16 protein-coding genes and 1 pseudogene are annotated in these 25374 nt (G+C 66.1%); 10 read left to right on the top strand and 7 right to left on the bottom strand.

What is annotated here, in order from left to right:
* Positions 1 to 35 precede the first annotated feature (35 nt).
* From B3E94_RS05410 to pgm, 3 genes are all read left to right on the top strand, one after another.
* Complete coding sequence (locus tag B3E94_RS05410) at positions 36 to 1685, top strand: VRR-NUC domain-containing protein (RefSeq protein ID WP_286912621.1); 1650 nt, start codon at positions 36 to 38, stop codon at positions 1683 to 1685.
* Entirely contained in the window at positions 1682 to 3943 is a 2262-nt protein-coding gene (locus B3E94_RS05405; protein ID WP_286912619.1) for an ATP-dependent DNA helicase, read from the top strand. Before B3E94_RS05410 ends, B3E94_RS05405 begins: the two co-directional genes overlap by 4 nt.
* 85 nt (positions 3944 to 4028) lie before the next feature.
* Complete coding sequence (pgm, locus tag B3E94_RS05400; RefSeq protein ID WP_286912618.1) at positions 4029 to 5666, top strand: phosphoglucomutase (alpha-D-glucose-1,6-bisphosphate-dependent); 1638 nt, start codon at positions 4029 to 4031, stop codon at positions 5664 to 5666.
* A 120-nt stretch (positions 5667 to 5786) separates the two neighbouring features.
* Here pgm and B3E94_RS05395 read toward each other — a convergent pair whose 3' ends face one another.
* Positions 5787 to 6485: a pirin family protein gene (locus B3E94_RS05395; RefSeq protein ID WP_236193795.1), complete on the bottom strand. Its 699-nt coding sequence runs from the start codon at positions 6483 to 6485 to the stop codon at positions 5787 to 5789.
* A 186-nt stretch (positions 6486 to 6671) separates the two neighbouring features.
* Between B3E94_RS05395 and B3E94_RS05390 the strand changes: the two genes are divergently transcribed.
* Positions 6672 to 9176 (top strand): UvrD-helicase domain-containing protein, encoded by a 2505-nt coding sequence (locus tag B3E94_RS05390; protein ID WP_286912616.1) that lies wholly within the window; start codon positions 6672 to 6674, stop codon positions 9174 to 9176.
* 6 nt (positions 9177 to 9182) lie between these two features.
* On the opposite strand, the gene B3E94_RS05385 is transcribed toward B3E94_RS05390, so the two are convergent.
* Positions 9183 to 14048, bottom strand: a complete 4866-nt coding sequence (locus tag B3E94_RS05385; RefSeq protein WP_286912615.1) for a dermonecrotic toxin domain-containing protein — start codon at positions 14046 to 14048, stop codon at positions 9183 to 9185.
* 192 nt (positions 14049 to 14240) lie between these two features.
* Between B3E94_RS05385 and B3E94_RS05380 the strand changes: the two genes are divergently transcribed.
* From B3E94_RS05380 to B3E94_RS05370, 3 genes are all read left to right on the top strand, one after another.
* Positions 14241 to 15167, top strand: a complete 927-nt coding sequence (locus B3E94_RS05380; protein WP_286912614.1) for an alpha/beta fold hydrolase — start codon at positions 14241 to 14243, stop codon at positions 15165 to 15167.
* A gap of 75 nt (positions 15168 to 15242) precedes the next feature.
* Entirely contained in the window at positions 15243 to 15656 is a 414-nt protein-coding gene (locus tag B3E94_RS05375) for a VOC family protein (RefSeq protein ID WP_286912613.1), read from the top strand.
* Positions 15657 to 15886: 230 nt separating this feature from the next.
* The gene (locus B3E94_RS05370) at positions 15887 to 17566 is read left to right on the top strand and encodes an MFS transporter (protein WP_236236517.1); all 1680 of its coding nucleotides are present in this window, start codon (positions 15887 to 15889) and stop codon (positions 17564 to 17566) included.
* Positions 17567 to 17628: 62 nt separating this feature from the next.
* Here the strand turns inward: B3E94_RS05370 and B3E94_RS05365 are convergent, their stop codons facing one another.
* The gene (locus B3E94_RS05365) at positions 17629 to 18198 is read right to left on the bottom strand and encodes a hypothetical protein (RefSeq protein WP_286912612.1); all 570 of its coding nucleotides are present in this window, start codon (positions 18196 to 18198) and stop codon (positions 17629 to 17631) included.
* A 77-nt stretch (positions 18199 to 18275) separates the two neighbouring features.
* Positions 18276 to 18662 carry a VOC family protein gene (locus B3E94_RS05360; RefSeq protein WP_176515221.1) on the bottom strand — a complete coding sequence of 129 codons (387 nt, stop codon included), beginning with the start codon at positions 18660 to 18662 and terminating at the stop codon, positions 18276 to 18278.
* Positions 18663 to 18879: 217 nt separating this feature from the next.
* On the opposite strand from B3E94_RS05360, the gene B3E94_RS05355 reads away from it, so the two are divergent.
* Positions 18880 to 19785, top strand: a complete 906-nt coding sequence (locus tag B3E94_RS05355) for a LysR family transcriptional regulator (RefSeq protein ID WP_176515217.1) — start codon at positions 18880 to 18882, stop codon at positions 19783 to 19785.
* A 348-nt stretch (positions 19786 to 20133) separates the two neighbouring features.
* Here B3E94_RS05355 and B3E94_RS05350 read toward each other — a convergent pair whose 3' ends face one another.
* Both B3E94_RS05350 and B3E94_RS05345 read right to left on the bottom strand, forming a co-directional pair.
* Positions 20134 to 20550: a RidA family protein gene (locus B3E94_RS05350; protein WP_176515215.1), complete on the bottom strand. Its 417-nt coding sequence runs from the start codon at positions 20548 to 20550 to the stop codon at positions 20134 to 20136.
* Complete coding sequence (locus B3E94_RS05345) at positions 20550 to 21869, bottom strand: flavin-containing monooxygenase (RefSeq protein WP_286912610.1); 1320 nt, start codon at positions 21867 to 21869, stop codon at positions 20550 to 20552. Before B3E94_RS05345 ends, B3E94_RS05350 begins: the two co-directional genes overlap by 1 nt.
* A gap of 304 nt (positions 21870 to 22173) precedes the next feature.
* On the opposite strand from B3E94_RS05345, the pseudogene B3E94_RS05340 reads away from it, so the two are divergent.
* A pseudogene (locus tag B3E94_RS05340) lies at positions 22174 to 22851 on the top strand (DUF1028 domain-containing protein).
* On the top strand, positions 22844 to 24007 hold the full coding sequence (gene argE / locus B3E94_RS05335; protein WP_286912608.1) for an acetylornithine deacetylase: 1164 nt from the start codon (positions 22844 to 22846) through the stop codon (positions 24005 to 24007). The pseudogene B3E94_RS05340 and the gene argE overlap by 8 nt, the downstream one beginning before the upstream one ends.
* 78 nt (positions 24008 to 24085) lie before the next feature.
* Here argE and B3E94_RS05330 read toward each other — a convergent pair whose 3' ends face one another.
* Positions 24086 to 25345, bottom strand: coding sequence for a carbohydrate porin (locus B3E94_RS05330; protein WP_286912606.1), 1260 nt, complete (start codon positions 25343 to 25345; stop codon positions 24086 to 24088).
* Positions 25346 to 25374: the final 29 nt, after the last annotated feature.

Genomic DNA, 25374 nt, shown 5'->3' with positions numbered 1-25374 from the left:
TAAACAGTGTCCATTCCTGCTGCCCGACCTTGCCCGTGATCGCCCATTCCGTCGAAGACCCTTTGTACTACCTGCACAACTTCCGCCAGGTATTGCAGTGGGTCGAACAGCGCTACGCCGACCTGCTCGACGCCCAGGAGCTGGCTTTTCTGCAGGCCTTCACCGCCCTGGAGCAGCCGGCCCAGGCGCTGATGGTGCGCATGGTGATGCGCAAGGGCGAGCTGTTTCGCAGTGACCGGCTCGACTACGCCGAGATTGGCGATACTTTGCACGCACTGCAGCCCCTGCAGGCGTTGGGCTGGGTACGCGAGCCTGAACAATTGAGCCTGGAGCAGCTGTTCGCGCTGCTACGCAAGGACGAACTCGCCCACGGCTTTGCCGGGCAACTGAGCCGGCCGCGCGCCGCCAAGAGCGAGCTGTTCGCCCAGCTGCAAGCCCTGGCCCTGCCACCCCGGCCGCTGGCGCACTGGTTCGCCGAGGCGCCGGTGGGCATCTTGCAGTGGTGCCTGCAGCCGCTGTGCGACCGCATGCGCTTGCTGTTCTTCGGCAACCTGTACCAGGACTGGTCGGACTTCGTGCTGGCCGACCTGGGCCTGCTGCGCTACGAGCAGGTGCCGTTCAGCCCCGGTTCCCGAGCCTTGCAGCAGCGCAGCGAAATCGACCTGGCAATGACCCTGCACCACTGCACCGAGCGCCTGGAGCAGGGCGAGGCGCCGGCGGTGATCCTCGAGGCCCTGGCCCACTGGCGCAGTGACAACCCCTGGCTGGCGCGGCGCCACGGGCGGCTGCTGTTCGCCCTGGGCCAGCAGTGCGAACGCTTAGGCGACTGGGACCTGGCCCTGGCGGTTTATGCCCGCAGCAACCATGCGCAAGCACGCATCCGCCAGGTGCGCGTGCTGGAACGCTGCGAGCGCTGGCCCCAAGCCCACGAACTGGCCATGCAACTGGCCGCAGCACCCGCCAATGCCCTCGAAGTGCAGGCCCTGCAGCGCATGTTGCCGCGCCTGGCGCGCAAGCTCGGCGGGCCTGCACAGCCGCGCCAGCGCAGCACGGCGCCGCACCTGATCGAGCTGGAACTGCCGCGTGAACTCGCTGCGCTGGGCGTCGAGGAGGCCGTGCGCCAGCACCTGGCCGAAGCCGGCGGGCAGGTGCACTACGTGGAAAACACCTTGCTCAACAGCCTGTTCGGGCTGTTGTGCTGGGAGGCGATTTTCGCGCCGATCCCCGGCGCCTTCTTCCACCCGTTCCAGGCCGCGCCGCAAGACTTGCACGACAGCGACTTCCAGCTGCGCCGCGCCGCGCTGTTCGACGCCTGCCTGGGGCGGCTCGACGATGGCAGCCACCGCCAGGCCATCCTCGACTGCTTTGCCGCCAAGCACGGTTTGCAATCTCCGTTCGTGTTCTGGCCGATGCTCGACCAGGCCTTGCTCGAACAGGCCCTGGCCTGCCTGCCGCCGGCGCACCTGAAGCAGTGCTTCCTGCGCCTGCTGCAGGACATCCGCAACAACCGCGCCGGCATGCCCGACCTGATCCAGTTCTGGCCCGAGCAGGGGGCCTACCGCATGGTCGAGGTGAAGGGGCCGGGCGATCGCCTGCAAGACAACCAACTGCGCTGGCTGGCCTTCTGCGCCGAACACGGCCTGCAGGTGGCGGTCTGCCATGTGCGCTGGAGCGAGCCGGCGTGAGTTACAAGGTGGCGGTGCGCGCCTTGTGCGAGTTCAGTGCCAAGGTCGGTGACCTGGACCTGCGCTTCACGCCGTCGCCCACCGCCCAGGAGGGCATCGAAGGCCACCGCCGGGTCGTGGCGCGGCGTGCCGCGGGCTATGAGGCGGAAGTGGCCCTCGAAGGCCAGTACCAAGGCCTGCAGGTGCGCGGCCGCGCCGATGGCTACGACCCCGTCGCCAACCGCCTGGAAGAGATCAAGACCTACCGCGGCGACCTCGCCCGCCAGCCCGCCAACCATCGCCAGCTGCACTGGGCCCAGGCCAAGGTCTATGCCTGGCTGATGTGCCAGGCGCGGCAGTTGCCCGCCATCGAGGTGGCGCTGGTGTACCTGGACGTGGACAACGACGGCCAGACGCTGATCAGCGAGCCTTACCGCGCTGAAGTGCTGCGCGAATTCTTCGAAACCCAGTGCAGGCGTTTTCTGGCCTGGGCCCAGGGCCAGGAGCAGCGCCTGGCCGAGCGCGACAGGGCCTTGCAGGCGTTGGCGTTCCCTTACCCGCAGTTTCGCCAGGGCCAGCGCCAGCTCGCCGAGACCCTGTACAAGGCCGTCAGCACCGGGCGCTGCCTGATGGCCCAGGCCAGCACCGGCATCGGCAAGACCTTGGGGACGCTGTTTCCGCTGCTCAAGGCCATGGTCCCGCAGCAGCTCGACAAGCTGTACTTCCTGACCGCCAAGACCCCGGGCCGGGCGTTGGCCCTGGATGCCCTGCGCCAGGTGCACGCGGCGTCGCCCCAACCGGCCCTGCGCACCCTGGAGCTGATCGCCCGGGACAAGGCCTGCGAATACCCGGGCAAGGCCTGCCACGGCGAGTCCTGCCCGCTGGCCCAGGGGTTTTACGACCGCCTGCCGGCGGCACGCGAGGCAGCGGCGCAGCGACCCTTGCTCGATCGCGACACCCTGCGCGAGGTGGCCCTGGCGCATCAGGTCTGCCCGTATTACCTGGGCCAGGAGATGGCCCGCTGGGTCGATGTGCTGGTCGCCGATTACAACTACTACTTCGATGCCCATGCCTTGCTCTTCGGCCTGGCCCAGGCCAACCAGTGGCGGGTCGCGGTGCTGGTGGACGAGGCGCACAACCTGGTCGAGCGCGGCCGTGGCATGTACAGCGCCAGCCTCGACCAGGGCCAGTTGCTCGCCCTGCGCCAGAGCAAACCGCCGGGCCTGACCAGCGCGCTGGACCGCCTGAACCGCCAATGGAATGCCCTGTACAAGGCGCAGCGGGCGCCGTATGAAGCCAGCGAGCGCTTGCCCGAGGGGTTGTTGAGCGCATTGCAGCAATGCATCGGGCTGATCCAGGAGCGGCTCAACCAGCAGCCCACCGAGCTGGACCCGCAGGTGCTGCAGTTTTTCTACCAGGCCCTGCAGTTCAGCCGGGTTGCCGAGCTGTTCGACGAGCATTTCCTGTTCGACATCACCCAGCGCGAGGGCCCGCGCAAGCGCCGGCTGGCCACCTTGTGCCTGCGCAACGTCAACCCGGCCCGGCTGCTTGGCCCGCGCATGCAGGCGGCGCGCAGCGTCACGCTGTTTTCCGCCACTCTCAGCCCCCGGCATTTCTACACCGACCTGCTGGGCATGCCGGCCGATACCGCCTGGCTGGAGGTGGCCGCGCCGTTTCGGGCCGAGCAGCTCCAAGTGCGCATCGCCAGCCAGGTGTCGACCCGTTACCACGAGCGCCACGCCTCGCTGGCGCCGATCGTCGCGCTGATTGCCGAGCAGTACCAGCGCCAGCCCGGCAACTACCTGGCGTTCTTCAGCAGCTTCGAATACCTGCAGCAAGTGGCCGGCCTGCTGGCCGAGCAGCACCCGGGCATCACGCTGTGGGCCCAGGCGCCCGGCATGGACGAAGCCGCGCGCCAGGCGTTTCTCGAGCGCTTCGTTGCCGATGGCCAGGGGGTCGGGTTTGCCGTGCTCGGTGGCGCTTTCGGCGAAGGCGTGGACCTGCCCGGCACGCGCCTGATCGGCGCCTTCGTCGCCACCCTCGGGCTGCCCCAGGTCAACCCGGTCAACGAGCAGTTCAAGCAGCGCCTGGGCCGCCAGTTTGGCGCAGGCTTCGACTATGCCTACCTGTACCCCGGCGTGCGCAAGGTGATCCAGGCGGCAGGCCGCGTGATTCGCGGCGACCAGGACCGCGGCGTGCTGGTGCTGATCGACCAGCGCTTCGCCGAAGCCCGGGTGCAGCAGATGTTTCCCAGCTGGTGGCGAACGGCCAGCGAATAATCCCCGACGGGCCGTCGCGCGGCTTTGCAACTCCCAGTACACTGCGTGTTCCAACCCCAACATTCGTTGAACTCGAGGTTTTTGCATGACGCTCAGTCCTTTGGCAGGCAAGCCGGCTCCGGCCAGCGTGCTGGTCGATATCCCCCGCCTGCTCACCGCTTACTACACCGGCCGCCCCGACGCCGCCGTGGCGGCCCAGCGCGTGGCCTTCGGCACATCGGGGCACCGTGGCAGTTCGTTCGACCTGAGCTTCAACGAAAACCACGTGCTGGCGATCACCCAGGCCATCTGCCTGTACCGCCAGGAAAAGGGCATCGATGGCCCGCTGTTCATCGGCGCCGACACCCACGCGCTGTCCGCCCCGGCTGCCGCCAGTGCCCTGGAAGTGCTGGCGGCCAATGGCGTGCAGGTGATGCTGTCCAAGGACGATGAGTACACCCCGACGCCGGCGGTGTCCCACGCCATCCTCTGCTACAACCGTGGCCGCGCCCAGGGCCTGGCCGACGGCATCGTCATCACCCCGTCGCACAACCCGCCGCAAAGCGGCGGCTTCAAGTACAACCCGCCCAATGGCGGCCCGGCCGACAGCGACGTGACCAAGTGGATCGAGGCCAAGGCCAACGAACTGCTGGCGGCGGACCTGGCCGGGGTCAAGCGCATGGCCTACGCCCAGGCGCTGCAGGCCGCGACCACCCAGCGCCATGACTACGTCGCGCATTACGTGGCCGACCTTGAAAATGTCATCGATTTCGAGGTGATCCGCGCCGCCAACCTGCGCCTGGGCGTCGACCCGCTGGGCGGGGCAGGGGTGCGCTACTGGTCGGCGATCGCCGAGCGCTACCAACTGAACCTGGAAGTGGTCAACACCGAGGTCGACCCGACCTTCCGCTTCATGACCGTGGACTGGGACGGCCAGATCCGCATGGACCCATCCTCGCCTTACGCCATGCAGGGCCTGATCGGCTTGCGCGAGCGTTTCGACGTGGCCTTCGCCTGCGATCCGGACCACGACCGCCACGGCATCGTCACCGCCGATGGCCTGCTGCAGCCGAACAACTACCTGGCCGTGGCCATCGACTACCTGTACCGCAACCGCCCGCAATGGCGCAGCGACGCGGCCGTGGGCAAGACCGTGGTGTCCAGCGGCCTGATCGACCGGGTGACCGAGCGCCTGGGGCGCGAGCTGTATGAAGTGCCAGTGGGCTTCAAGTTCTTCGCCCAGGGCCTGTTCGACGGTTCGTTGGGCTTTGGCGGCGAGGAGAGCGCGGGTGCTTCGTTCCTGCGCAGGGACGGTTCGGTCTGGGCGACCGACAAGGACGGCCTGATTCCGGCGCTGCTGGCGGCCGAGATGACCGCACGCACCGGGCGCAACCCGAGCCAGGCCTATGCCGACCTCACCGCGGCGCTGGGCAAGCCGTTCGCCACGCGGGTCGAGGCCAAGGCCGACCCACGGCAGAAAGCACTGCTGAGCAAATTGGCGCCGGAGCAGGTGAAGTCCACCGAGCTTGCTGGCGAACCGATCGTGCAGATCCTCAGCCACGCGCCCGGCAACGGCCAGGCGATTGGTGGCCTGAAGGTGATGACTGCCAACGGCTGGTTCGCCGCGCGGCCTTCGGGCACCGAGGATATCTACAAGATCTACGCCGAGAGCTTCATCGACGAGGCGCACCTGCAGCGCCTGGTGGCAGAAGCGCAGGTGTTGGTGGATGCCGCGATTGCCTGATTGAGGGGTGAGCCGGGGGCTGCTTTGCAGCCCAATCGCCGGCAAGCCGGCTCCCACAGGGCAATTAACCCTGTGGGAGCCGGCTTGCCGGCGATGAGGCCGCTAAGCGGCCCCGGTCACTCAAGCGACATCGACCAGCACGATCTCGCTGTCTTGCACTGCGGTCACCCGCAGCACTGCTTCATCCTCGATGGCCAGCCCATCCCGGGCCTTGGCCTGCACTCCATTGACCTCCACCAGCCCCTTGGCCGGCACCAGGTAACCCCGGCGCCCGGCATCGAAGCGGTATTCGGCCGTTTCGCCCGCTTTCAGCGTCGCTGCCAGCAGCCGTGCATCGGTGCGAATCTGCAGGCTGTCCTCATCGCCGGCGCGGCCACTGGCCAGGGTCACGAAGCCTTCGCCACGTTCACCTTTGGGAAATGGCCGCGTGCCCCACGACGGTGCATCGCCCACGCGCTCCGGGATGATCCAGATCTGGAAGATCCGCGTGTCGACCTTCTCCAGGTTGTACTCGCTGTGCACGATGCCGCTGCCGGCGCTCATCACCTGCACGTCACCGGCCTCGGTGCGGCCTTTGTTGCCCAGGTTGTCCTGGTGGGTGATGGCCCCTTCGCGCACATAGGTGATGATTTCCATGTCGCGGTGCGGGTGCGGCGGGAAACCGCTGCCCGCGGCGATCAGGTCGTCGTTCCAGACCCGCAGGTTGCCCCAGTGCATGCGCGCCGGGTCGTGGTACTCGGCGAACGAGAAGTGGTGGTGGGCGTCGAGCCAGCCGTGGTTGGCATGGCCCAGGCTTTCGAAGGGTCGCAGTTGCAGCATGGTCGTGCTCCTTGAATCGGTGGAATGGAGCCATGATGCGCCAAAGAAAGATCGAAAATAAGCGTAAATATCGGCTTATTATAATCGATTAAATCGATATTTATATCCGCGATTCATTCTCCGGTTCGTCGCCTAATCCACTGATCTGCAAGCATTCGCTGGCGATTTTTGGCAGATGGGGCGAACATGCCCGCTGATTGGAATTTCAACGGAGTGACCGTGGCCCACGAGCAACCCCAGGCCCTCGCCGAACTGACCCCGCCCGCCCAGCTGCCCTGGTTCCGTCGCCTGCTGGCGCGCCTGTTGGGCCGTGGCCTGACCGGCCTGCAGGCGCAACACCGCGACTCCTGGTTTCACGGCCACGCCAGTGGCCAGCGCAGCGGCCATGCCGATGGCGTGCGCGAAGGCTTCGAGCAGGGGCGGGTGGAGGGTTACGAAGCTGGCCGCCAGGTGCTGGTGATCCGCGATTCGCGCCCCGACATCGCCGCCGTGCCCGGCCAGGACGACAAGCTGTTCGACGACTGGCGCCTGCCGCTGACCGCCGAGCTGAAGAAGCGCTTCAAGTCCGACGTGGCCCAGCGCCTGCCCGCCGAGGCCCAGCCCAGCGCCGCGCAGTGGAAGCTGATCTTCAGCGACACGCCCTCCACCTGCGTGGTCGCAGGGGCCGGGGCGGGCAAGTCCACCTCGCTGGTGCTGCGCATCCTGCTGCTGCGCCACTACCTGGGCTACGAACTGGACGCCATGACCGTGGTCACCTTCACCCGCGAGTCGCGCAAGGACTTCATCAAGCGCCTGATGCAGGTGTTCGCCCTGTGGCAGCTCGACCTGCCAGCGGCCCGCGCCCGCGAACTGGTGCGCACCTTCCATTCGCGCATCCTGCCGCTGGTGCGCAGCCTGCCGGGCTTCGGCCAGCTGCGTGCGTTCGAGACCCTGGGCAACGAGATGCCGGCCGGGCAGGAAGCCGAAGCCGACAGCAACCCGTTCGACTTGCGCCTGAACGACGCCCAGCGCCAGCAGCTCAACCTGTGCTACCGCGACCTGCTCGGCGAAAGCCCGCGCTTTGCCCAGATCATCGCCACCCTGCGCCGTGAAGCCTTGCAGCTCAAGCCGTTGGACCCGGACCACCCCGATGTGCAGAAGCGCGTGCAGGTGACGCAGCTGGCCGCCCAGCGCGACGAAGAACTGTGCGATGTGATCGAGGATCTGTGGTTCGCCGCCGGCGCCTGGCCGATCAAGGGCATCGAGCCGTGCCGCGAAACGCTCGAAATCCGCGGCAGTCGCTTCCACGTCCACGGCCGCCTGGAAGGGCTCGATGCCTGGGTGGTGCTGGGTTTCGACCCTTCTGAAAGCGCGCAGTACCAGCGCCCTGGGGCCAAGCTCGCGGTGCGCGCGGAGTGGGCGGTAAAGCGCACGTTACTTCAAGCTTTCTGCGATAAGCCGTTGATCTGGCTGGATAACTACGCCATGGCGCGGCGCCTGGCGGCCTCCTTGGCGGGCGATGCAGTGGCCGGCCCTGGCTTCGAATACAAGGTCAAGGGCGAACTGGCCCCGGCGCCGTTGCTGGACGCCTTCGTCGGCGCCGCCAACTTCATCGAGAACCTGGGCCTGGAGGTGAACAGCGCGGTGGCCGCGATGAGCTTCCCCACCGGCGACCCCGACGCGCTGTTCTTCGAGGCCCTGGCGCTGTACTGGAAAGCGCTGGAAGCCCACCTGCTGAGCCAGTCGCCGCCGGTGATGAGCTACAACCGCATGTTCGCCCTGTTCGGCGAGAACAACCCGGAAAACCTGCAACTGCTGCCCGACCCTCTGCTGCGCCCGCTGGCGCACCTGATGATCGACGAGTTCCAGGACGTATCGCCACAGATCGTCAGCTGGCTGCGCGCCAGCCTCGCCGAAATCCGCCGGCGTGGCCCGGCCATGCACACCGGGCGCCACGCCCAGCACTCCTCGCTGATGTGCGTGGGCGATGACTGGCAGTCGATCTATGGCTGGCGCGGCAGTTCGCCGAAGTATTTCATGGAGTTCGCCAAGGCCTTCCCGTCGCCGGCCAACACCCGGGTGATGCTGGTCGACAACTACCGCTGCCAGCAGCAGGTGATCGACGCCGCCGAGCACCTGGTCAAGGGCACGCCGGCCATCGCGGGCAAGAAAGCCCGCGCTGCCGGGCCTGCGGCACAGCTTGCGGGCTCGCCGGTGAAAGTGTTCGAGCGCGACGAGGCGGCGTTGGGGCAAACGCTGATCGAGCATTACCAGCGCGGCGAATCGGTGATGATGCTGTACCGCAAAGGCAGCGACAAAGCCCTGATGGGCGAGCACCTGCAGCCGGTGCTGCAGGCCGAGGCTGGGCTTGCGCCTGAGCAGCGCCGCCTGCGCCAGCTCACCTACCACAGCGCCAAGGGCCTGCAGGCCGATGCCGTGTTCATGCTGGGCGACTGCCAGTACCTGACCAGCTCGTCCTACAAGAACCAGGTCTATCGCCAGGCCGGCCTGGGGCGTGCCGGCGATGCCCAGCCGTTCGACACGGCGCAGAAGGAGGAGGTGCAGCGCCTGGCCTACGTGGCGGTAACCCGCGCGGTCAGGCACTGCTACTGGCATGTGGAGGCGGCCAACGGCGAAGTGGCGGCGTTGCCGCGTGCGTCGAGCCAGGTGGATGGCCGGCAGGTGTACTTCGAAGACCTGCGCGGCCAGTAGCGGGCCTCAGTTGTTGGGGTCCTGCTCGCCGGTCAGTTGCTCGAACAAGGCCTGGCGAGCCAGGTCGCGGCCGGCGTTCAGGCGCCGGCTGGCCTGGTCGTAGGCCTGGCTGTCGAGGTCCATCCGGCGCAATTGGCCGGCTTCATCCAGCGGCGGCTGGGGCATCACGTCGGTGATGGCCTGCAAGACCGCCTGATCCAGCGAGGCCACCGCTTCGTTTTCCGCGTCCAGGCAGTAGTCCAGATACTGCAAGCCCTGGTACCAGCGTTCATCGAAGGCCGCAAACTGTTCGGCGAAGTGCTGGCTGAGATAGCGTTGCCAAATGGGCAGGCGCGCCACCCAGGCCCGGCGCTGGGCTGCCGCCTGGTCAAGGGCGAGCACCGCGTACTCCACGTTTCTTACCACGTACTCTGAAACCATCGCCTCGGCACGGTAGAGCATGCCTTGGCGGGTTTCCGGAAAATCCAGTACGTACGCCAATGACTGGCGCAATGCCAGGCGGATTTCGATCAGGTCCGTGCCGCCTAGCAACAGTCGATCGTCAGCCAGCCCATCGAGTTCATCCAGAGCGGGCAGGGCCAGGTCTTCAAGCGGCGCCTCGGGCGGCAGGCGTTCCAGCTCCAGCAAACGTGCCTGGCGCGCCAGGCGGGCGAGCTGGATCTGCTCGGCCAGTGCGTTGACCATTTCGCGGCGATAGAGCCTTCTGAAGAAATTGAACAGGTAGTAGGGGCGGTCGGCCTCCTGGGCAAGCTCCCTGAAGGCCAGCGCTTCGAGTTCGAGGGCGCTGAAACCATCGGCACCGGCATCACCGCAAGTCGGTGGGTATTCTTGCGCGACCGTCTCCAGGTGGCTGCGCAGCGCTTGATCCCTCCCGGCCTGTTCCAGCAGCTGCCAGACCTGATTGGTCATCTCCGGCAGGTTGTCCCGGGCCTGCGCCGAACCTGCGACACGTTCCACGACGTCGCGCAAATGGGGATTGGCATTGCCTGCGAACAGTTCGTCCCAGAGCGCGCGCCGATCAGGGCTGGCGTGCTGCGGCCAGAAGTCTTCGCTGGCGTCGGACAGTTCGCTGTCGCTGTCAATTTCCACGCCCGTGGCACGCAGCCTGCGATTGCTTTGCGCGTCCAGGTCATTGGCATTGAAGTCCCACCCACCGTTTACCCGGCCAGTGTGCAGGGCCTGGGCGAACGGGCTGGCGAGAATTGGCTCCAGGTCTGGTAGCGCGGTGATGGGGTTGTAGCTCAGGCTGAGCATGCGCAGTTGCAGGTCAGCCCGGGTCATCAGCGCCGTGAGCCCGTTTGGCCAGCTGTGCAACACGCAGTTGCGCAGTTGCAGGTTGGCCAACTGGGCCAGGCCGGTCACATCCGGTGCGTGCTGCAGGGGGTTGTTGGTCAGGCGCAGCTCGCGCAACTGGGCCAGGCTGGAGAAGCGCGCGGCCAAGTCTGGTGTCAGGGCGATTTGGTTGTTTTCCAGATCAAGGTATTCGATGGGCAGCTGGGAAAGGGTCTGCAGATCTGCATCCGTCAGTTGCAGCTGATTGAGGCGCAAGTTCAACCGGCGCAAGCGGGTCAGCCCAGCCAGGCGCTGGCGCATGTTCGCGGTCAGGGCATCGAGCTGGTTGTTGCCCAGCTCCAGCACTTCCAGCTGCGGGGTGTAGGCAAGTGCCGCGAACAGCTGTTCGAAGTCCAGCTCCGGGCTTTGCGCGACGCGAAGCGTGCGCAGCGAGGGGAAGCTCTGGAAGAAGTCTCCGGGCAGGGTGCGGATGCCGATGTTGCGGATGTTCATCGAGGTGATGTGGTCGAAGCGCGCCGGCAGCGAGGGCAGGCCTCCGATCTCCAGGGTTTCCAGGTTCAGGCTGTCGGGGTCGTCCCGGCGCCAGGCGCGGTTGAACAGATCGCTCGCCGAGGCGCGCCTGGCGCGCTCTGGCTCGGGCGCTTGTTCCTGCCATTGGCGCAAGGCATCGGCGAGGGTGTCTCGCTCGAATTGCAGCGCACGAATTTGCCCGGCGAGATCGCCGCGCTGGCGCAGCTGGCGCAGCAATGCGCTGAGCTCAGGCTCGGACAGGCCCGGATACAGTGCGCGTAGCTGTCGCTGCGCCGGGTTGGCGAAGGGCCGCCGGCCACTGAGCAGATAACCCGCGCGCCCATCCGCCAGGCGCATGGGCGAACGGTAGCCAGGCCGGATCGGATGCTGGCCGATCAGCTTGGCCGCATGGGCGCGGTCGGCGGCAGCGCGTTCGAAGCGTTGCTGGGCATCGGCGTCGGGATGCTCGGCCTTCAGGGCCGCATCGAGCGTTGCGCTGTCGGCGTTGGCCAGTTCTGGCCGGTACAGCCCCAGCAGTGCCTTGTTCAACCGGGCGTGAGCTTGGAGCGCACGCGCTTCCTCGGCAACGCGCAGGGGCACCCGGCCATTGCCCAGCTGCTGACGCTCGCCGGCGCTGATCCTGGCCATGACCTGCTGCAGGGCCCGGTGGGGTACGCCGGGAAACTGCCCGGCAATGGTCTGGGCCTCCTGGGGCAGGGCGGATGCATGGCGGCTGTAAACGCGCTCGAACAGCGCTTGGCGATTGCTGTGAAGGTGGCGGGCGAGTTTATCGCTCAACGCCTTGGCCTGGGCGGCCGTGTCGCTACCTTCCAGCCCCAGCCCGTTGATGGCTTGCTCATCGAGTTGCGCCACGATCCGTGCGCTGAGCTGGCCGTTCTCCAGTTCGCTGCGGTTGATCTCGATCTGCACCGGGTAGGCTTCATCCGCCTTGCCGTAGCGCGTGTAGTCTCCCCAGCTTTCCGGCCCGCTGTAGGCTTTGATCACGTGCTGCTGGGGCCAGTCTTCGAGCTCGGTGATGCTTGGTAGGGCGAAGTTCTTGTAGGCAGCAAGCGGCTTGTCATGGCGCACACGGTCGATGATGTCGTCCACCTGGCGAGTGGACCTGAGGCGGTCGAGGATATCGGCCAGCAGCGCGGGGGTGGGTTGTGCGCCAACTTGGGCGTGGCGCAGGGTGTCGGCGTGTTCCCCGGCGCATTGCATCGCGGCGTTCAGCGCGCTGTCATCCAGGCCTTCGCTGATCGGCCCCAGGCGCCGCAGCAGGCGGCGCTGGTCCCATTCGGCGGGGTTTTCATGAACGGTGCGCCAGGCGCCTTCGCCGTTGCCCAGCAGCGCTGGCCGATAAGCCTGTGGATCTTGCGGGTGGTTCACCTGCCAGCGGCCGTCCTGTTGCACCTGTTCGAACAGCTCACCCTCCATTCGCACGTAGTAGCGGCCCTCGAGCGTGTAGCGGCCTTGGGCGTCAGGTTCGAGGTGTTCTGGAATCGACTGGGCGTTGGCATAGCCTTTCAAGGTACCGCTCCAGAGCTGCTCCTTGCCGTCCTTGACGATGCTCTGCAGGCCGTCGACGAAACCGGAGGCCTTCAGCGCAACGCCCCCGACGCCTACCGCACCGACCACGGCGACGTTCAGCAACACCGACTCCAGCTGCGCCAGGGCCTGGGCATTGTCGCCGTCCTCCCAGGCCGAGACGCCCTCGAACACGCTCTGCAGGATCTGCGAGGCACCGAGGGTGAGCATGATCGGGTTCAGGCAGGGCACGAACATGGCCGCGACGTTGACCACGTTCAGGCCGATGTCGAACCAGTACGCCAGATTGCGCAGGCGTACCTGGGCATCGACATCGGCGGTGGGTACGGCGATCTTGCGGGCATCTGCCCTGAGCCGCACCAGGTGGCTTGCCTCCAGTGCCGACCAGGGGCGGGTGGGCAGGGGGTGTTCCTGGGTTTCAAGGTGGATGGAGTCGCGCACTTGTGGCGGTTCGTCGGGCAATTTGTCGGCGTTGCTGAACAGTGCCTGCTGCAGGCGCGTGTTCAGGTCGGGTTGCTGGGCCTGCAGGGCCAACGCCACGAAGCGCCGGCGGTAGTCGCTGTTCAGCAGCTGGGTACGCAGATGCTGGTAGGCCTCGCCCAGAGAGGCGAAACCATTGACCGAGTCTTCGTCTGCGGGGTTGTAGAGGAACACCGGGTCATGGCTGCGGTTTTCTTCAGGTGCGATGAACAGCACTTCATGAATGGGGGCGCCAAACAGCTGTACCTGCCAGCAGCGCAGGGGGCGGCCGTCATAAGTGGGGTTCGCTTCGTCGGCACACAGCTGGTGTAGGGCGTCCGAGGCGGTGGCATCAAGCAAACCTTTGCAGGCGGCGATGCGCACCTGCACGCGAAACGCATCACGCCGTGCGGCTACGGCCAGATCATGCAGCCGGCTTTTTTCGGGGCCTTCGAAGATGGCGTCCAGATGCGCTTGATAACGCTGGCCCAGGTCCAGCGCACGGGTCTGTTCGATGAACTCGCCGAGGCTCAGGCCCTCGATTGGCAGAATGTCCTGGTGGCTGCGCTGCAGGCGGCTGAGCGAGGTGGTGTCGGCGGGCCCTTCGAAGTTGTGCAGGGCGGCTTCCAGCAGGCTGCGATACTGCGCAGGGCCCTTAGGCACGATTTCGTTGAGCTCTGATGGGGGGCGAGACCCAGGGGGCACGCCAATGGGAAGTTTCACTTCGGTGGGCTGGTACACGTACTGCGCCCGGTCAACCGGGATGTTCAGGTTCAACTGCTGTTGCAGCAGCGGCGTGCAGAACGTGGCGAGGTTCTGCAGGGCGCCCAAGGCCGCCTGCAAAGCCTGGCGGCTGGCGTCACGCTGGGCGATGGTGCGCTGCAGTGCCTGGCGGGTGGGCATGTCCGCAGCCTCGTACCAGGGATAGGCGACACCGTCGGCATCCAGGTAGTCCTTGCGCAGGCTCTGCACGATGCGGCTGGCATGATCCGGGTGCAGGGCCTTGCTCCAGCCAGGCAGGGTACGCAGGATCTGGGCGTGGTGGTACGGCGTGTAAGTCATGGCGTTTCTCCAGTCGAAGGAGGCGCCATGGGGCCGCAGCAGAGCGCTTGCCGTGCGGTAATTAGTTGCGTGAGGGGCGTCGGTCACACATATGCGGCTGTCGGCGAGGGGCCAGCGGCGGCCGGCCGGCTGGGCCATGGTAGGGTGCCGGCCTGACGAGTACGCGCCAGGCACCAGCCAGGGAGAGAGAGCATGCGTTCGCCGTTCAGTCCCAAGGACCATCTGCTGGACCTCGACGGAATAGAAATTGCCGTGCGCTGTTGGGGCCCGCAAGACGGCATGCCGGTGCTGGCCTTGCACGGCTGGCTCGACAACGCCGCCTCGTTCGAGCGCCTGGCACCGATGCTCGAAGGCTGCTTCGTGGTGGCCCCGGACCTGGTCGGCCACGGCCGCTCCGACCATCGCCGCCACGACAGCGGCTACTACCTGTGGGAACACGCAGAGGACATGCTGGCGGTGGCCGAAAGCCTGGGCCTGGGCCAGTTCCATGTGCTGGCCCATGGCATGGGCACCGGCATCGCCTCGCTGCTGGCGGCCATGAGCAGTGGCATCGCCAGCATGATCTTCCTCGACGGCATGGGCGCGCCGTTCACCGTGGCCGAGAGCGACCGCGTGCAGCATCTGGCCCGCGCCTACCGGCTCAAGCGCATGGTACAGCGCAGCCAGCTGCAGGGTTTTGCTGAGGCCGATGGCAGCCGCTTCGACAACCTCGAAGCGGCCCTGGAGCAGCGGCGCAAGCGCCTGGATGGCGAGCTGTCGGAAGAGGCGGCGCGGCTTTTGGCGCTGCGCGACCTATTGCAAGTGGGCGAGGGTTATTGCTGGCGGCATGACCCGCGCCTGGTACTGCCCGAGCCGATGCCGCTGACCGAGCGCGAGGCTTGCGACCTGCTGCGCGAAATCCGCTGCCCGCTGTACCTGCTGCTGGGCCGCCAGGGTGCGTTCAGCGGCGCTGCCTTCGAGCAGCGCCAGCCGGCCTTGCCTGACCACGCCCGGGTTTCCTGGCACCCGGGCGGGCACCATCTGCACCTGGAGGCGCCGGAGCGTGCGCTGGCCGAGCAGATCCTGCGTATCCTCAGCCGCCATGAAGGCGGGCTGTTGCAACGCCTGGTCAACGAGTGAGCAACATGGCCAGCCTGCCGCTGGCTGGGCTATGGTGGCTGACGCCACCGAGCAACCGCCACAAGGAGACCTGGCATGCGACCGTTCAGCCTCAAGCACATCGACCACCTGGTGTTGCGCGTCAGTGACCTGCCGCGCAGCGTGGCGTTCTACCGCGACCTGCTGGGCTGCACGGTCAGCCGCGAGCGCGCGGACTTAGGCATGGTCCACCTGGCGACCGGCACGGCGATGATCGACCTGGTGACCCTCGATGGCCCGCTGGGGCGCCCAGGCGGCGCGGCGCCGGGAGCCGAGGGGCGCAACCTGCACCATTTCTGCCTGCGCATCGAGCCGTTCGACGAGCAGGCCATTACCGCCTACCTGCAGGCAGCCGGTGTGGCGGTCGAGCCTGCGGAAAAACGCTATGGCGCAGAAGGCGAGGGGCTGTCGCTGTATTGCTACGACCCCGACGGCAATCAGGTCGAGCTCAAGGGCCCGGTGCCGGTTTGACGGCGAGACGCCTTGCCAGGGTGCACCGGTTTCTGGGGTGATGGCATCCGCCGATGCTGGCAAGTGGATATCCCGGCAAAGCCGATTATGCTTCAGATACCTTGCTGCGATTCGAGGCGGCCCGCCTCGTCGTGCTTCGCGCAACCAAAGCAAGCCCTAGGGCCTGGGTGCGACGGTGAAATGGGTGTGAGGTACTCCGGCCTGCGATCACGACAAGACGGAGGCAACCCATGGCGGTTCTCGACAGCGCATCCACGGGCAGTAGCGCGCCCCAACGTGGCATCACCAAGGAGGAACGCAAGGTCATCTTCGCCTCCTCCCTGGGCACCGTGTTCGAATGGTACGACTTCTACCTCTATGGCTCACTGGCGGCGATCATCGCCAAGCACTTCTTTGCCGGTGTCAACGAAACCACCGCATTCATCTTCGCCTTGCTGGCCTTTGCCGCAGGTTTTGCCGTGCGGCCGTTCGGCGCCATCGTGTTCGGCCGCCTGGGCGACATGATCGGGCGCAAGCATACCTTCCTGATCACCATCATCATCATGGGCCTGTCCACCGCGATCGTCGGGCTGCTGCCCAGCTATGCCAGCATTGGCGTGGCGGCGCCGGTCATCCTGATCAGCCTGCGCCTGCTGCAGGGCCTGGCGCTGGGTGGCGAGTACGGCGGCGCGGCAACCTATGTGGCGGAGCACGCGCCGAAAGGGCGCAGAGGCTTCTTCACCGCATGGATCCAGACCACCGCGACGCTCGGCCTGTTCCTGTCGTTGCTGGTGATCCTGGCCTGCCGCACGGCGATGGGTACCGAAGCCTTCGAGGCCTGGGGCTGGCGCATTCCCTTCCTGCTGTCGATCCTGCTGCTGGCGATTTCGGTGTACATCCGCCTGCAGCTCAACGAGTCGCCGGTGTTCATGAAGATGAAGGCCGAGGGCAAGGCGTCGAAGGCGCCGCTGACCGAGTCGTTCGCCCGCTGGGAAAACCTCAAGGTGGTGATCATGTCGCTGCTCGGCGGCACCGCCGGCCAGGCGGTGGTGTGGTACACCGGGCAGTTCTATGCGTTGTTCTTCCTGTTGCAGACCCTGAAGATCGACCCACAGACCGCCAACCTGCTGATCGCAGGCTCGTTGCTGATCGGCACGCCGTTCTTCATCGTGTTCGGCAGCCTGTCCGACCGCATCGGCCGCAAGAAGATCATCATGGCGGGCTGCATCATCGCCGCGCTGACCTACTTCCCGATCTTCAAGGCGCTGACCGAGTACGGCAACCCGGACGTGTTCGTCGCCCAGGAGCAGAACCCGGTGGTGGTGGTGGCCGACCCTGGCCAGTGTGCCTTCCAGTTCGACCCGGTGGGCAAGGCCAAATTCATCAGCTCCTGCGACATCGCCAAGAGCCTGCTGGCCAAGCGCGCGATCCCCTACGAGAACCAGAAGGCCGAGCCGGGCAGCGTGGCGCAGATCCGCATCGGTGAGCGGGTGATCCCAAGCTTCGACGGCAGCACCCTGGCGCCGGCAGACCTCAAGGCCCAGAGCGATGCCTTCACCGCGACCCTGACCGGCGCCTTGAAAGAGGCCGGCTACCCGGAAAAAGCCGACCCGGCGAAGATCCACTACCCGATGGTGCTGTTGCTGCTGACCATCCTGGTGATCTACGTGACCATGGTGTACGGGCCGATCGCGGCCTGGCTGGTGGAGCTGTTCCCGGCGCGTATCCGCTACACCTCGATGTCGCTGCCGTACCACATCGGCAATGGCTGGTTCGGCGGCTTCCTGCCGACCGTGGCCTTTGCCATGGTGGCGGCGACCGGGGATATCTACTACGGGCTGTGGTACCCGATCGTCATCGCGCTGATGACGGCGGTGCTGGGGATCTTCTTCATGCCCGAGACCAAGGACCGGGACATCAACCACACCTGAGGTTTGTGGGCAGGTAGCCGGCTCTTGTGGGAGCCGGCTCGCCGGCGATGAGGCCAGTGCATTCAGTCGAAATAGCCGCGCAGGCTGTAGGCATAGCCAATGTCCACAGCCTTGGCTTCACCCCGGCTCCAGCGCTTTTTCATGACGAACTCGAAGGCCGGCTCGTACAAGCCGTCACGCACCAGCGCCCCCGCCAGCACCTCGACGTCGTACCAGCCATTGTCCAGCTCGATGATCGGCCGCCCCGGCACCTGGTAGCGGGCCAGCAGGTCGCCGAGGGTCTTGGGCGTGAAATGCTGCAGGATGCGCCAGGTGTAGAGCATCACGGCGCGGTTCTCGACCTGCAGCACATAGCCGTTGCGCCGATGCTTGAGCCGGCTGCCCGGTTCGAGCAGCGCGGGCGGGTGGCCGTCGAGGGTGAAGAGGATGTGGTAGGGCAGGTTGTCGACCCCGGCCAGCGGCAGCACGATGCCTTCCTGCACCGCCCGGTCGCCGCTGTCGTGGTGAGTGAACTCGCTGGCCAAGTCGTCGGGCAGCTGGTGTTGGTGCTTGAAGCGTTCGAGCAACTGGATGTCGCCGACCAGAAAGTAGTCGACCAGGTCGTTGAGCACTTCGCTGAATTCGTGGCGCATCTGTTTTCCTTGTTGTGGCGCACGGGCAACAGCAGCCAATGTAGCGAAAGGCTGGTTGGCCTGCCAGGGGCCGGCCGCTAATGCTTCTGGGCGATCTGGATCAGGTTGCCGCAGGTGTCGTCGAACACCGCCACGGTGACCGGGCCCAGGTGGGTGGGCTCTTTGGTGAACTTCACGCCCGCCTTGCACAAGCGGGTGTACTCGGCCTGGATATCGCGCACGCCGAACGAGGTGGCGGGGATGCCATCTTGCTTGAGGGCGGCCTTGTAGGTCTTGGCGGCGGGGTGCATGTCGGGCTCGAGCACCAGCTGCACACCGTTGGGGTCGTTGGGCGAGGTGAGGGTGAGCCAGCGGTACTGGCCCATGGGGATGTCGTCCTTGGGCTCGAAACCGAGCACGTAGTGGTAGAACGCCAGGGCCTTGGCCTGGTCGTCGACGAGGATGCTGGTGACAACGATCTTCATAGGCAAACTCCCTACCTGTGGGCCGTTAGCTATGAGTAAAGACCCTCTGGATCATTTCACCAGCTTGCTGCACGCGCAGGCCTGCCTGCCTGGCGCAGCAAAATATGCTCAAGGCTTAGGCAAATCCTTGATCATCCTGCAGCCAGCGCCTGCGGCGGCGCGGTAAAGTGGCAGGATAATTCCAAAGGCGCCACCTGGCGGCGCCAAAGAGGTGCCTGTGGCTTCCTATACCTTGCGACAACTCAAATACTTCGTCACCACCGTCGAGGCCGGCAGCGTCGCCGAGGCCTCGCGCCAGCTGTACATCGCGCAGCCCTCGATCTCCACGGCGATCAAGAGCCTGGAAGAGAGCTTCGGCGTGCAGCTGTTCATCCGCCACCACGCCCAGGGCGTGTCGCTGACCCCCAGTGGCAAGCGCTTCTACGCCAAGACCAAGACGCTGTTGCAGATGACCCACGAGTTCGAGCAGAACGCCCTGGCCGACAACGACACCGTGGCCGGGCAGATCGACATCGGCTGTTTCGAGACCGTGGCGCCGTTGTACCTGCCGCGTTTGATCGCAGGCTTTCGCCAGCGCTACCCAGGCGTTGACATTCGCTTGCGCGATGGCGAGCAGCAAGACCTGATCCAGGGCCTCACGGCGGGCACCTTCGACCTGGCGTTTCTCTACGACCACGACCTGGACGGCACCATCGAGGCCGAACCGCTGATGCCGCCGCAAAAGCCCTACGTGCTGCTGCCGGAGAAACACCGCTTTGCCGGCCAGGCGCAGGTCTCGCTGCGCGACCTGTGCCCGGAGCCGATGATCCTGCTCGACGTGGCGCCGAGCCGCACCTACTTCGTGAGCCTGTTCAACGAGCTGGGCCTGACGCCGAACATCGTCTTCAGCTCGCCCTCGATCGAGATGGTGCGCGGGATGGTGGGGCAGGGCTTCGGCTTTTCGCTGCTGGTGACCCGGCCGCATTCGGAGTGCACCTATGACGGGCAGAAGCTGGTGACGCTGGACATTGCCGAGCCGGTTGCGCTGTCGGGGCTGGCTGCGGCGCGGCTGAAGCGGGTGCAACTGACCAAGCCTGCACAGTTGTTCGTGGAGTTCTGCCGCGAAGAACTGGCCAAGTTCTGAAACAGCATCGCCGGCAAGCCGGCTCCCACACAAACCCCACATGCCTGATGACCGTGGAGCTTCTGTGGGAGCCGGCTTGCCGGCGAATGGGGCGCAAAGCGCCCCCGGTCCTATCATCGAATCACTGCTGATCCGGCTCCCACACAAACCCCACGTGCCTGATGATTGTGGAGCTTCTGTGGGAGCCGGCTTGCCGGCGAATGGGGCGCAAGCGCCCCCGGTCCTATCATCGAATCACTGCTGATCCGGCTCCCACACAAACCCCACATGCCTGATGACCGTGGAGCTTCTGTGGGAGCCGGCTTGCCGGCGAATGGGGCGCAAAGCGCCCCCGGCCCTAGCAACGAATCACTGCTGATCCGGCACCACGGCAATCACATCGATTTCCATCAGCCATTCGGCCTGGGCCAACCCCGCCACCACCAACCCGGTGGAAATCGGGTACACGCCCTTGAGCCATTTGCCCACTTCCTTGTACACCGGCTCACGGAAGCGCGGGTCGGTGATGTAGGTGGTGGTCTTGACGATGTGCGACAGGTCCGAGCCGGCTTCCTCGAGCAGCTGCTTGACGTTCTTCATCGCCTGCTCGGTTTGCGCCCGTGGGTCACCCAGGCCTACCAGGCGCCCTTCGAAGTCGGTGCCTACCTGGCCACGCACGTAGACGGTGTTGCCCGCCCGCACGGCCTGGCACAGGTCGTTGTCCAGGGTCTGGTTGGGGTAGGTTTCCTTGGTGTTGAACATGCGGATGCGAGTGTGAGTAGGCATCAGTGGGCTCCGAGGGTGCTGACGTTGCTGATCGATGGGGTGTGCTGGTCTTGCGCTTCGCGCTGTTCGCGGTCGCGGTAGGCCAGGTAGGTGCGTTGGGTGGCGATGTGGCCGGCGACGTGCTTGGCGTCGTGCCACACGCCCCAGATGAACGACGAGCCGCGGCGCGACAGCCAAGGCAGGCCGAGGAAGTACACGCCAGGCTCGCGCGATACGCCGCGCTGGTGCTGGGGCTTGCCGTTGGCGTCGAAGGTGTCGACCTGCAGCCAGCTGAAGTCCACGCCGTAGCCGGTGGCCCAGATGATGCTGGTGACCCCGGCCTGGGCCAGGTCCAGCTCCAGCAGCGGGTTGCTGACGCACGCCGGGTCGGGCAGGCGCTTGCGTGCTTCGGGCTCCAGCGGCAGGTCCAGGCCGTTGCGCTCGATGTAGGCATCGGCGGCATCGAGCAGGGCCAGGTAGTTTTCGTCGCCACGCTGGATGTTCTCGGCCAGGTTGTCCTGGAAGCGCGCCACGCCGTTTTCGAACGACTGGGTCAGGCCGACCAGGGTCATGCCTTGGTGGGCGAGGGCGCGGAAGTCCACGGTGTGGCCGCCGCGGGCACCGCTGACGGCGATGGTCACGTGCTCGCGGCCAGGCTTGGCGATTTCTGCATCCCACTCGCCCAGCACGCCCAGCCACCAGCAGAAGTCACGGTTGCGGTAGGCACGCGGCGGGCGGTCATGGGCGCCGACCGAGAGGTACACCTGGCGCCCGGCGCGCATCAATTCTTCGGCGATCTGCACGCCCGAGGAGCCGGCACCGACGACCAGCACCGCGCCTTGCGGCAGCTGCTCGGGGTTGAAATAGGCCGCGGAGTGGATCTGGTGCAGCTGCTCATCCTTGGGCGCGATGGCCGGGATGACCGGGCGCTGGAATGGGCCGGTGGCCGCAACAATACGGTTGGCGCGGATCACGCCTTCGTTGGTTTCGACGGTGAAGCCTGGGCGGTCGGCGTTGCGCACCACCTTCTTCACTTCGATACCGGTGCGCACCGGCAGGTTGTATTTGCGCACGTACTGCTCGAAGTAGTCGGCAACCTGGTCCTTGCCAGCAAAGGCATCGGCGTCGAGGTTGAATTCAAGGCCTGGGAAGCGGTCGTGCCAGACCGGGCCGTTGGCCACCAGCGAATCCCAGCGGCCGGTGCGCCAGGCCTCGGCGATGCGCTTGCGCTCCAGCACCAGGTGCGGCACGCCGAGCTTGCTCAGGTGTTCGCTCATGGCCACGCCGGCCTGGCCGGCGCCGACTACCAGGGTGTCGATTTCGATATTGTTCAGTGTCATGTCCGAGCCCTTGTTCAGGCGGTTTTTGTCAGGTCGGTTGTGGAGGACCGCCGTTACCTGGGGCCAGACTAGGGATGCCGCCGAAATCGCGAAAATAGTATTTAGCTAGTGCTTGCCGATAAAACGGCGAAGGCCTTGAAAGACAAGGCTTGCAGCGATGATTCAGGGCATTTTTCGAGTGTTTTCGAGGGCGCTGCGCGGCCTTAGTTTTTTCCTCTTCAAGGCACAGGAAAAAGGTCGTTTCGCGCACTAGAGGGTTCTGTTCAGATTGCCTGCAATCGCACAGAACAACAGGAGCATTCACATGACCTTTTCCATCATCGGGCGCTGCCAGGAAACCGGCCAGGTCGGCATTGCCATCAGCTCGTCGAGCATCGCCGTGGGCGCCCGTTGCCCGTGGGTGCGGGCCGGTGTCGGCGCCGTTGCCACCCAGAACATCACCTTGCCTGCACTGGGCCCACAGATTCTCGATGCCCTGGAGCAAGGCCAGCTGCCACCCGCGGCGGCGCTGGACCGGGTACTCAGCGCCAATGGCTGGAGCGAATACCGCCAGGTCACGGTGATCGACAGCAACGGCCAGGTGGCGCTGTTCACCGGTAAAGAAGCTTTGGGCGTGCACAACGCCGTGGCCGGCGAGCAGTGCGCGGCGGCCGGTAACCTGTTGTCTTCGGTGCAGGTGATAGAGGCCATGGTGCAGGCCTTCGAGCAGGCCGGTGGGCACCTGGCCGATCGCCTGCTGGCGGCCATGCACGCGGCGATGGCCGCCGGTGGCGAGGCCGGGCCGGTGCATTCGGCGGCGATAAAGATCGCCGGCGAGTTGACCTGGCCGCTGGTGGACCTGCGCGTGGACTAGGCCGAGCAAGACCCGATCGGTGAACTCGACGGCCTGTGGCAGGCCTACCGCCCGCAGATGCAGGACTACGTCACCCGCGCCCTGGACCCCACCACCGCGCCAAGCTACGGGGTGCCGGGCGATGAGTGAGTTCAGCAGCCGCGCGTTGCTTGCGCGGTTGGTCGGCTTTGCCACGGTCAGCCGCGATTCCAACCTGCAACTGATCGAGTTCGTGCGCGACTACCTAGCCGGGCTTGGCGTGCACAGCGAGCTGTTCCTCAACCCGGAAGGCACCAAGGCCAACCTGTTCGCCACCATCGGCCCCGACGGTGTGGGCGGCGTGGTGCTGTCGGGGCATACCGATGTGGTGCCGGTGGACGGCCAGGCCTGGACGCTCGAGCCGTTCAGCCTGACCGAGCGCGATGGCCGCCTGTATGGCCGTGGCACCGCCGACATGAAAGGCTTCATTGCCTCGGTGCTGGCGGCGGTGCCGGCGTTTCTCGCGCAGCCGCTGCGCATGCCGGTGCACCTGGCGTTTTCCTATGACGAAGAGGTTGGCTGCCTGGGCGTGCGCTCGATGCTGGCGGCGCTGCAACAGCGGCCGAACAAGCCGCGGCTGTGCCTGATTGGCGAACCCACCGAGCTCAAGCCTGTGCTCGGGCACAAGGGCAAGCTGGCCATGCGCTGCCAGGTGCAGGGCGCGGCGTGCCATTCGGCGTATGCGCCTTATGGGGTCAATGCCATCGAGTACGCCGCCAAGCTGATCGGCAAGCTGGGTGAAATCGGCGAGGCACTGGCACTGCCCGAGCACCATGACGCGCGCTTCGATCCGCCGTTCTCGACGGTGCAGACCGGCGTGATCAATGGCGGCAGGGCGCTGAACATCGTGCCCGAGGAATGTGCATTCGACTTCGAAGTGCGTGCCTTGCCAGGGTTCGAGGCGCAGGCCGTGGCCGACCAGTTGCAGACCTATGCCGAGGCCGAGTTGCTGCCGCGCATGCGCAAGGTCAATGGCGCCAGTGCGATCCGTTTGGCGCCCTTGAGTGCCTACCCGGGGCTGGCCACGCCGGCAGACAGCGAAGCGGCGCGGTTGGTGGCGCTGCTCAGTGGCTCGGAGGCGTTCGGCACGGTGGCGTTTGGTACGGAAGGTGGGCTGTTCGACCAGGCCGGCATTCCCACGGTGGTGTGCGGGCCAGGGAGCATGGACCAGGGGCACAAGCCGGATGAGTTCGTCAGTGTCGAGCAGTTGCAGGGATGTGATGCGATGTTGCTGAGGCTGGTGGATTACCTCAGGCAGGGGGAGTAGTGCTGGCCCCATCGCCGGCAAGCCGGCTCCCACAGGATGGGTGTGGGAGCTGGCTTGCCGGCGATGGGGCCGCAGGGCTTAGAAGGTCGCCTTGACCTGCAGCCCCACTACCAGCGCGTTGTCGATGTCCTTCCCGGAGAACGCGCCTGGCTCGATGATGTACTGCACATCGGGCCGCAGGTTCAGCCACGGCGTGGCCTGGTAGCCATAGCTCAGTTCGATCAACTGCTCGGCGTTGTCGATGTTGGGGAACGGCTGCCCGGCATTGAACGCGGCGTCTTCCAGCACGTCACGGCTGCGCGGGTTGGGCACGGCGCGGCCATAGCCCAGCGCCACGGTGTCACGTGGGCGGCCGGCGAACGGCTGGTACAGCACCACGCCTGCGCCATACCACTTGGTGAACGGCGACGCCGCCTCGCTCGACGCCGAGTACTGGCCGAAGGCGTGCAGGCTGCGGCCCGGCGAGCCGGCATCGTTCCACACCGCCTGGTCGACCAGCAGGTAATGGCCGCCACGGCCGGACACTTGCTTGTCACTGCCGATGCGCTTCACGTCGGAGCTGTCGTAGTAGTAACCCAGCTTGTATTCACCGGGCAGCTCGCCCTGCAGCTTGTACACCAGCTCCACCGGCAGCACGGTGCCAGTGGTGTGCTTGGGCCCCAGGTGCCAGGCGCGGCTGGAGTTGCCGTTGCTTTGCGGGTCGACGTTGAACGCCGCCACGCGCAGCTGCCAGGACGGCGACAGGTCGTACTTCACCCGCGCGCCGAGGTGGGCGTTGGGGTAGTTGGTCCAGCCGCTGCCGCCGGACATGTTCAGCGGGTGGCCGCAGAAACCGGCGTTCATGAAGTTGCACAGGATGCCGCTGTCCAGGCCGCCGAGGTCGTTGCCCATGGCCATGTAGCCGAGCTTGACGTTGAGCGCGGGGGTGAACAGCGTGCGCTCGTAGCTCAGCTCGGTCAGGCGGGTGTACAGGCCACCGTAGTTTTCCTGGATCGGCAGGCGGTTGCCCACCAGGTCTTCCGAGGCGCTGTTGCCGCGGCGGTCGTTGATGGTCAGCTGGATTTTGCCGCCGTTGTCCAGGCCGTACAGTTTCGACAGGTCGAACTGCGCACCCAGCTTGATGTTCTGCGAGTAGCGGGCCGAGCGGTGCAGGCCGCCATGGGCGTTGTAGGCGGCTTCACCGCTGTAGTCGCCGGTCAGCTTGACGCCGTCTTCCTCGAGCTGGTGGCGCAGGCCGCCCCAGTCGCCGGTCAGGGTGTTGCGGGTCATCAGGTCGCCATCGGCCAGGGCGGTGGTGCTGGCCAGGGCGAGAAGCAGGGCAGAGGATGTGTAGCGCATTGCGAGGTTCTTTCCTGGGGTTTTTTGCT

It is taken from the genome of Pseudomonas sp. UBA6315 (genome assembly GCF_002438125.1).
GTDB classification, from domain to species: Bacteria; Pseudomonadota; Gammaproteobacteria; order Pseudomonadales; family Pseudomonadaceae; genus Aquipseudomonas; species Aquipseudomonas faucium.
This window is presented reverse-complemented; position numbering and strand designations above follow the sequence as displayed.

Excerpts from the sequence above, each read along its gene's own strand:
- pgm (WP_286912618.1), top strand. The coding sequence starts at position 4,029 with ATGACGCTCAGTCCTTTGGCAGGCAAGCCGGCTCCGGCCAGCGTGCTG.
- B3E94_RS05395 (WP_236193795.1), bottom strand. The coding sequence starts at position 6,485 with ATGCTGCAACTGCGACCCTTCGAAAGCCTGGGCCATGCCAACCACGGC.
- B3E94_RS05390 (WP_286912616.1), top strand. The coding sequence starts at position 6,672 with ATGCCCGCTGATTGGAATTTCAACGGAGTGACCGTGGCCCACGAGCAA.
- B3E94_RS05385 (WP_286912615.1), bottom strand. The coding sequence starts at position 14,048 with ATGACTTACACGCCGTACCACCACGCCCAGATCCTGCGTACCCTGCCT.
- B3E94_RS05380 (WP_286912614.1), top strand. The coding sequence starts at position 14,241 with ATGCGTTCGCCGTTCAGTCCCAAGGACCATCTGCTGGACCTCGACGGA.
- B3E94_RS05375 (WP_286912613.1), top strand. The coding sequence starts at position 15,243 with ATGCGACCGTTCAGCCTCAAGCACATCGACCACCTGGTGTTGCGCGTC.
- B3E94_RS05370 (WP_236236517.1), top strand. The coding sequence starts at position 15,887 with ATGGCGGTTCTCGACAGCGCATCCACGGGCAGTAGCGCGCCCCAACGT.
- B3E94_RS05365 (WP_286912612.1), bottom strand. The coding sequence starts at position 18,198 with ATGCGCCACGAATTCAGCGAAGTGCTCAACGACCTGGTCGACTACTTT.
- B3E94_RS05360 (WP_176515221.1), bottom strand. The coding sequence starts at position 18,662 with ATGAAGATCGTTGTCACCAGCATCCTCGTCGACGACCAGGCCAAGGCC.
- B3E94_RS05350 (WP_176515215.1), bottom strand. The coding sequence starts at position 20,550 with ATGCCTACTCACACTCGCATCCGCATGTTCAACACCAAGGAAACCTAC.
- B3E94_RS05345 (WP_286912610.1), bottom strand. The coding sequence starts at position 21,869 with ATGACACTGAACAATATCGAAATCGACACCCTGGTAGTCGGCGCCGGC.
- argE (WP_286912608.1), top strand. The coding sequence starts at position 22,844 with ATGAGTGAGTTCAGCAGCCGCGCGTTGCTTGCGCGGTTGGTCGGCTTT.
- B3E94_RS05330 (WP_286912606.1), bottom strand. The coding sequence starts at position 25,345 with ATGCGCTACACATCCTCTGCCCTGCTTCTCGCCCTGGCCAGCACCACC.